Genomic DNA, 7,399 nt, shown 5'->3' with positions numbered 1-7,399 from the left:
AGATCTACCGCAGCTTCCTCGACGACCCGGAGATGCTCCAGGTGCTGCTCGACGACGCTCCGGCCGTGGTCAGCTTCCACTTCGGCCTGCCGCCGCAGGACTGGATCGACGCGTTGCGCAGCCGGGGCATCCGCCTGCTCGTCACCGCTACCAACCTGACGGAGGCACGGCTGATCGAAACGTCCGGGATCGACGCCATCGTCGCCCAGGGCGTGGAAGCCGGCGGCCATCGCGGCGTGTTCGAGCCCGAGCGGGATGCGCTGATCGGCACCTTCGCCCTCACCCGCACCCTGGCCAGCCAGACCCGCCTGCCGGTCATCGCCGCCGGCGGCATCATGGACGGCGCCGGCATCCGCGCGGCCCTGCAGCTGGGGGCGAGCGGCGCGCAGCTGGGCACCGCCTTCATCCTCTGCCCGGAATCCGCCGCCAACGCCGCCTACCGCGCGGCCATGCAAAGCCCCCGGGTCGAATGCACCGCCCTCACCGCCGCCATCTCCGGGCGCTCCGCACGCGGGCTGCCGAACCGGCTGTTCAGCGATGTCGGCCACCCCCAGGCGCCCGCCCTGCCCGACTACCCCATCACCTACGACGCCGCCAAGGCCCTGCACGCAGCCGCCTCGGCCAAGGGTTGCGACGACTACGCCGTGCAGTGGGCCGGCCAGGGTGCACCGCTGGCCCGGGCATTGCCCGCCGCCGAACTGGTGGCCACCCTCGCCCGCGAACTTTCGTGACCTAGCCCGAGCTTCAGCCCGGGACGCTTGAACAGGGGGAGGCCCAGCGCCTCCCTCTTTCTTGGCTCCCAAGAAAACACCCTGGGTTCCCGGGGGTAGCACCTGCCGGAGGTTGGCGCCGAGCGCAGCGAGGCCCAACGGAGCATTGCTCGGCTCTGCTGCATTGGGCTTCGTACCTCAACCCAAGCTACGCCCGTGCCAGGGACATGCACGAACGCAAAAACAAAAAAGGAGGCGCGATGCCTCCCTTTCTCATGTCACGTCCCGGTCACCAGGTCCCGCTGCTCATGCCTCCGTCCACCGCCAGCACCACGCCCGTGGTGAAGCCGGCGCCGGCCAGGTAGAGCACCGCAGCGGCGATCTCCTCCACCGTGCCGATCCGCCCCGACGGGGCCAGGCCGTTGAGGAACTCGCGGTTGGCCGGGTCGTGCATCGGCGTCTCGATGATGCCGGGTGCCACCGCGTTGACCTGGATGTTGTGCGGCGACAGCTCCAGGGCCAGCGCACGGGTCATCTGGTTGATGCCGCCCTTGATCAGCACCGGCAGCGCGGCGGGCACCCGGATGGTGGGCTGCAGGGCCACGGCGGCAGAGATGTTGATGATGCGCCCGCCACCCTGGGCGGCCATGTGCGCGGCGGCCACCTGGCTGCTGTAGACCACGCCCTTGAGGTTGGTGTCCAGCAGGCCTTCCAGGTCTTCCGGGCTGTAGTCGATGAAGGGCCTGGGCAGGAAGAAGCCGGCGTTGTTGACCAGCACTTCGACGCTGCCGAACGCCTCCAGGGCCGCCGCGAATACCCGGCGCGCTGTGGCTGGGTCGGCCACGTCTCCGGCCACGCCGATGAACCCTGCCGGGTCGCCCAGGCTGGCGGCGGCTTCATGCAGGCGCTCGGCGGAACGCGCGGTGCCGACCACGTTGTAGCCCTGGTCGATGAAGGCGCGGGCCAGGCCCAGGCCGATGCCGCTGGATGCGCCGGTGATGACGACGGTCTGCTTGTTGCTCATGTTCGGTTCCTCACAAAGGGCTCGTTTCGTGGCAGCGGTCACTGACGCGTTGCCGTTGCAGCGCACTGTATTTGTGAGTGAAGGGCCGAAAAATCAGCTGGCGATCACTTCAGTTGATACGCCAGGTAATCAATCGGTTGGCGATACAGGCGGTGGATGTGCGAGGGCGACCGGATTTTGGCCGGAGTCGCCGTGGCGAGGAACGCCCGCGTTGGCCATGCTGAGCAGGCCCATGACAACGACAAGAGGTGGCCCCGATGTTCGAGTTCTTCCATGTCCATCCCAGCGTCAACCGCGCCCTGGAGACCCGTCACTTCCAGGCCGTGCCCGCCACCGGCGCCCTGGGGGCGGACGTCAGCGGTGTCGACCTGAAGCGACTCGACGGCGAGGGCTTCGCCGAACTGCGCCAGGCGTTGCTGCATCACAAGGTGCTGTTCATCCGGGACCAGCAACTGGAGGTCGAGGACCTGGAACGGGTGACCCTGGCTTTCGGCGAGTTCGGCCGCGAGCCCTATGTGAAGTGCATGGCCGACCACCCGAACGTGGTCCATGTGGTCAAGGAAGCCGACGAGAAGAGCCCCGTGGTGTTCGGCGGAGCCTGGCACACCGACTGGTCCTTCCAGGCCAGGCCGCCGGCCTTCACCCTCCTCTACGGCAAGGACATCCCGCCCTTCGGCGGCGACACCTTCTTCGCCAACCTGGCGCTGGCCCACGACTGGCTGTCCCCGCCCCTGCAGGCCTTCCTCCAGGGGCTCGACGCCATCCACAGCCCCGAGCGCGCCTATGGCGTCGGTGCGGCGCACAACAGGATGCTGGAGAACATGGACATCCGCTTCGGCGAAGCCACGGACGACGAGGTGCGTAGCCACCCGCTGATCACCCGCCACCCGGAAACCGGGCAGCAGGTGCTCTTCGTCAACCCGGCCTACACCAGCGGCATCGAAGGGCTGCGCCCCACGGAGGCGACCGCACTGCTGACCCACCTGTTCGGCGTCGCGGCCCAGCCGACCTTCACCTGCCGCATGCGCTGGAGCCCCGGCACGCTGGCGATCTGGGACAACCGCAGCACCTGGCACCTGCCGATTTCCGACTACCACGGCATGCGCCGCGAGATGTACCGCACCACCGTGGTCGGCGAGGCCCCCACCCGCTAGCCCCGCAGGGGGCTGCGCGGCGGCAGCCCCCGCACGCCTCAGTCGCTGTAGTAGCCGGTGACCACCAGGTAATGGCCGACCTTGCGCAGCAGCGCGTGCTTGTACTCCACCTTGCCGGTCACCGGGTTCTTCCAGCGGTACTCGTAGTCGCCCTGGTCGGCCTTGGCCATCAACTCGAGGATCGGCGCGCCGACCGGCTTGCCTTCGGGGTCGTCGATGGCGGCGAAGTCCACGCCCACCAGGCGCAGGTTGTAGCCATGGGCGACGTAGCGGCGGTCCTGCAGGTCGACGACGAAGAGATACAGGTCGTCCTCGCGGAATGCCGGCGACAGCGCGTTGATCGCCTTGATGCTGCCGGCCGCGTCGGCCTGCATCGCCTTCACCGCGCGTGCCATGAACTGATGGGCCTGCTCGGGCGTGGCCCGGGGCAGGTAATGGCCGACGGCGATGATGCGCTCGCCAACCCGGCGGAAATACACCTCCTTGCGCTCCACCCGGCCATCGCGCCAGTTCTTCCAGCGGTATTCGGCGGTCTGCACGCCTTGCTGCTCAGTGGTGGCCAGCACCTTCTGGAAGGCCTCGCGCAGCTCGGGTTCCAGCACCTGCGACACATCCCGGCCGATCAGCACGGCCGAAGGGCCGCCGCTGGCCAGCATCACGCCGTGGGTGTCCACCACGAACACATAGCGATCGTCCTCAATGAACTCGCCCAGCCGGCTGAATGCCGCCAGCGCCGCGTCGCCCTGCATCTGGTAGTAGTCGACCGCGCGGTCCAGCAAGGCGCGCGCCTTCTCGGCGTCCGCCGCCGGGTCGGCCGACACCAGCCCGGTGAACGACAGGCAGAGGGCCAGGGCAATGGTTCGGAACATGGATGCAACTCCTCGCGCCAGGGGCGACGACAGGGGCCGGTTGGCCTACAGGGAAGAATTCCTTCCACATTTTCGTACAGGCTCCGGATAACGCCAGGCGCTTGCCGGGAATTCGGGGCGATCTGCTGCGAACGAGGGTGGATTCGGGCGTCTTTGCAGGGCCTGGCAATGGAGTTGCCGATGGTCGATGCGGTGCTTTGTACGATGGCGTGCGAGGCGATTTGTCTCTACCCTGACACACTTTCAGGAAGATTCACCCGCTGCTGCGCGCAGGCAGTCGATTTCCGAAGCTGTGTCGCCAGGTCGACGTGCCGTCGATGGAGTCTGGCTTCCCCGAGAACAAGACAATAAACGGATGTCCGAAGAAAACCGTTCCGAACGCATCATCGTCGCCGACGATCACCCCGTATTCCGTGATGGCCTGCGGCGTATCGTCCAGCGCGTGCTCCCCACCGCCCGGGTGGAAGAAGCCGGCAGCATGGACGAGGTCCTGGCCCTGGCCCGCGAGGGCGAAACCCCGAGCATGTTCATCCTCGACCTGCTCTTCCCCGGGCAATCCGTCGAGGCCATCAGCGCGCTGCGCCAGGCGTTCAAGCGCAGCTCCATCGTCATCGTCTCCATGGTCGACAGCCAGAAGGCCGTGGACGAGGTGATGGCCGCCGGTGCCGACGGCTTCATCGGCAAGGCCACCGCACCGGACGAGGTCGGCGAGGCCTTGCTGGCCATCCGCGACGGCGACTTCGTGGTGCGTTTCGGCGAGACCGGCCTGCTCGCCAACGACGCCGGGCTGACCCAGCTCACGCCCCGCCAGCAGGACGTGCTGCGGCTGATCGTCGGCGGCCTGTCGAACAAGGAAATCGCCCGCGAGCTGGACATCTCCCCCTTCACCGTGCGCATCCACGTCTCCTCGCTGCTCCGCGCCCTGGGCGTCAACACCCGCGCCGCCGCTGCGGCCAAGGCCGCCAAGGCGGGCATCTGATTCCGGTAGCGGCACAGGGTGCGGGATTGGACATCGCCTGGTGGATGAAAAGAGCGTCATCCCCCCTACACAGCGGTTCGCCCCTGGTTCGGGCACGGCGCCGAGCGCAGCGAGGCCCGACACGCGGTATCCGGCCCGGCTTCAGGCTGTCTCCGTAGGAGCGGCTTCAGCCGCGAAAGACCTTCCCCAGGCTTGTGGCCGCGAGTGGCGGGGGGCTTCATCGCGAATGAATTCGCTCTGTCTGCGTTAGGTATTGCCAGAAGGTTTCGAGCTCAGTTGATTGCCGAGCTTTGCTGATGGTTCCTGTTTCGCCTCGCCGGGCGAGTTTCTTTTGGCAGTCGTCGGGGTGCCGAACCACCCAAAAGAAACCAAAAGGGCTTGCCCCTCCATACGGGTCTGGCTGAAGCCAGACTTCCCTCGCTCCTGAAAGGGGCGTCTGGCGACTGCTTCAACATTGATGCTCAACTTTCCGCATTGATGTACGCATCACCATTTGGCGTGCGCCGTGGGTCGCGCCTTTCGTAGGATGGCGTAGAGCGAAGCGAAACCCATGCGGTGGGCCTGCCAGGCATCCAGAAGAGCCCTGAAAGCGCCGCTCTCGAGCCTTTCCGTCGAATCCACGACAGCTAACGCAGACGGAGCCAATGAATTCGCTCCCACCCAGGGTGCCGCGCCTCACCCCGCCGCTGCCGTCTCCGGCATGCCCAGCTTCAGCGCCATCAGCACCGAGCGCAGCTCGGCCGGGTGCAGCGGCTTGGAGAGGATCGGGATGTCCGGGTCGGCCACCAGTTCCTGCACCCGCTTCACCTCGTGACCGGTGATCACCACCGCCGGCACCTTCCAGCCGCTGCGAGCGCGGATCCGTTCGATGCAGTCGGCGCCGGTGGTCTCGGTGTCGAGGTCGAAATCGGTGATGACCAGGTCGCACTGCACCTCGCCCGGCGGCAACGAAGGCCGCGCCTCGACCACGCAGCCCCACTTCTCCAGCAGCGTCGCCGTGGCGCGCAGCACGGCGCCATCGTCCTCGATGAGCATCACCCGCAGGCCGTCGAGCATGCGCAGCGGCAGCGACGAGCGCGCCGGCAAAGGCGCCTGGCGCGGCGCTTCGCAGCCTTGCAGGCCTTCGATGGCCACGCTGGTGCCACGCCCCAGGCGCGAGGCGATGCGGATTTCCAGGCCCATCAGCTGGGCCAGGCGCTTGACGATGGCCAGGCCCAGGCCGACGCCTTCGATATCGCGGTCACGCACCTGGCGCACCCGGTAGAACTCATCGAAGACATTGGCCAGGTGCTGCGGAGGGATACCGCGACCCTGGTCGTGCACCTCGATGGCGATGCGCCCGTCGCGCCGCCGGCAGCCAAGCAGCACGGGGCGGCCCGGTGCGTACTTGAGGGCGTTGGAGAGAATGTTCTGCACCATGGTCGACAGCAGGTGCGGGTCGGCCAGCACGTGCAGCTGCGGCGGCACCCGCAACTGGATGCGCACCCCGGCCCAGCGCGCGGCCTCGGCGTTCTGCCGCACCAGGTCCTGCAGCAGGGCCTCCAGTGCCACCGGCTGGGTGCGCGGCACCACCTTGCCGCCATCTAGGCTGTACATGTCGAGGATCGAGCGGAACAGCTGGGAAACGCTGTGCAGCGACTTGTCGATGCTGTCCACCAGCTGGCGCTCCTCGTGGCCCAGGTCGGCGTCGCGCAGGCAGGCGGTGAACAGGCTGATGCTGTGGATCGGCTGGCGCAGGTCGTGGCTGGCCTGGGCCAGGAAGCGCGACTTGGCGAGGTTGGCGGCGCTCTCCGCCTCGGTGGCCCGCCGCGCCTGGCCCAGCAGGATGTTCACGTAGGCCGGCACGATGATGGTGGTCACCACCAGCGTCAGCACCATGTAGGGCTGCTCCTGCCAGTAGGGGTTGAGCGCGGTGATCACCGCCAGCGCCACCAGCGCCAGCAGGGTCGAGACCGCCAGGTAGCGCGAACCGAAGCGCAGGCCGTTGCCCACCGTCACCCACAGCAACAGGCCGTAGGCCGGGAGCATCGCCGGCCCGCCGACGATCATCGAGAAGCCGATGCCGGCGTAGTCGTGGACCATGGAGAACAGCCGGCGCGATGGGTACACGCCCGGCCAGCGCACGATGCTCGTCAGCAGCACGAAGGAAACCGCCAGGAACAGCGTGTTGTAGATGAGGATGGGAAGGGCCTTGTCCTCCGGCATGCGGCCGATGAGTTCGGCCACTACGGTGTAGAGCGTGGCGAGGCTGGCGATGACCAGCCGGACGACGGCCTGGGAGCGTTCGGTGTCGAGTGCGCTACGGCGAAAAGCGGGCATGCAACATCCTTTCTGCCTGGGCGGGCCAGGTCTGGTTCTTCCTGAAGGCTGCAACCTTATGCGTGGCGGTCGCCGCTGATCAAGCGGCACGGCACCTCGCTGACCGATGGCGCGCAGCCACCGTTGATCATTCTTCTCGAACCCTTCCGGACGCCGTGGGCCGTATTCCATGTAACCCACAGCACCTGGAGAATTCCATGAGACTGAACACATTGACTGCCTTCATCCTCACCGGCTGCCTGGCCGGCGCCTCCCTCAGCGCACTGGCCGAAACCGATGGCGGCACCGGCCCCACCGTGCCCGGCCCGAGCACGCCCAGTTCCCCCACCGCCCCCTCCACGGAC

6 protein-coding genes are annotated in these 7,399 nt (G+C 67.5%); 3 read left to right on the top strand and 3 right to left on the bottom strand.

Annotated elements, in window-relative coordinates:
* Positions 1–731 (top strand): nitronate monooxygenase family protein (locus DMX10_RS31350; protein ID WP_111264754.1); only part of this gene is annotated, 731 nt, incomplete at its 5' end.
* A gap of 268 nt (positions 732–999) precedes the next feature.
* On the opposite strand, the gene DMX10_RS31345 is transcribed toward DMX10_RS31350, so the two are convergent.
* On the bottom strand, positions 1,000–1,734 hold the full coding sequence (locus DMX10_RS31345; protein ID WP_111264753.1) for an SDR family NAD(P)-dependent oxidoreductase: 735 nt from the start codon (positions 1,732–1,734) through the stop codon (positions 1,000–1,002).
* 257 nt (positions 1,735–1,991) lie between these two features.
* Between DMX10_RS31345 and DMX10_RS31340 the strand changes: the two genes are divergently transcribed.
* On the top strand, positions 1,992–2,888 hold the full coding sequence (locus tag DMX10_RS31340) for a TauD/TfdA family dioxygenase (protein ID WP_111264752.1): 897 nt from the start codon (positions 1,992–1,994) through the stop codon (positions 2,886–2,888).
* A 38-nt stretch (positions 2,889–2,926) separates the two neighbouring features.
* Here the strand turns inward: DMX10_RS31340 and DMX10_RS31335 are convergent, their stop codons facing one another.
* Complete coding sequence (locus DMX10_RS31335) at positions 2,927–3,757, bottom strand: cache domain-containing protein (RefSeq protein WP_111264751.1); 831 nt, start codon at positions 3,755–3,757, stop codon at positions 2,927–2,929.
* 355 nt (positions 3,758–4,112) lie between these two features.
* Here DMX10_RS31335 and DMX10_RS31330 point away from each other — a divergent pair, with 355 nt between their 5' ends.
* On the top strand, positions 4,113–4,736 hold the full coding sequence (locus DMX10_RS31330) for a response regulator transcription factor (RefSeq protein ID WP_111264750.1): 624 nt from the start codon (positions 4,113–4,115) through the stop codon (positions 4,734–4,736).
* A 675-nt stretch (positions 4,737–5,411) separates the two neighbouring features.
* Here the strand turns inward: DMX10_RS31330 and DMX10_RS31325 are convergent.
* Positions 5,412–7,055, bottom strand: a complete 1,644-nt coding sequence (locus DMX10_RS31325; protein ID WP_111264749.1) for a hybrid sensor histidine kinase/response regulator — start codon at positions 7,053–7,055, stop codon at positions 5,412–5,414.
* Positions 7,056–7,399 lie beyond the last annotated feature (344 nt).

This window comes from Pseudomonas sp. 57B-090624 (genome assembly GCF_003234055.1).
Lineage (GTDB): Bacteria > Pseudomonadota > Gammaproteobacteria > Pseudomonadales > Pseudomonadaceae > Metapseudomonas > Metapseudomonas tohonis.
This window is presented reverse-complemented; position numbering and strand designations above follow the sequence as displayed.

Bases quoted from the DNA above. Each gene is read 5' to 3' on its own strand.
- DMX10_RS31345 (WP_111264753.1), bottom strand. From the start codon at position 1,734: ATGAGCAACAAGCAGACCGTCGTCATCACCGGCGCATCCAGCGGCATC.
- DMX10_RS31340 (WP_111264752.1), top strand. From the start codon at position 1,992: ATGTTCGAGTTCTTCCATGTCCATCCCAGCGTCAACCGCGCCCTGGAG.
- DMX10_RS31335 (WP_111264751.1), bottom strand. From the start codon at position 3,757: ATGTTCCGAACCATTGCCCTGGCCCTCTGCCTGTCGTTCACCGGGCTG.
- DMX10_RS31330 (WP_111264750.1), top strand. From the start codon at position 4,113: ATGTCCGAAGAAAACCGTTCCGAACGCATCATCGTCGCCGACGATCAC.
- DMX10_RS31325 (WP_111264749.1), bottom strand. From the start codon at position 7,055: ATGCCCGCTTTTCGCCGTAGCGCACTCGACACCGAACGCTCCCAGGCC.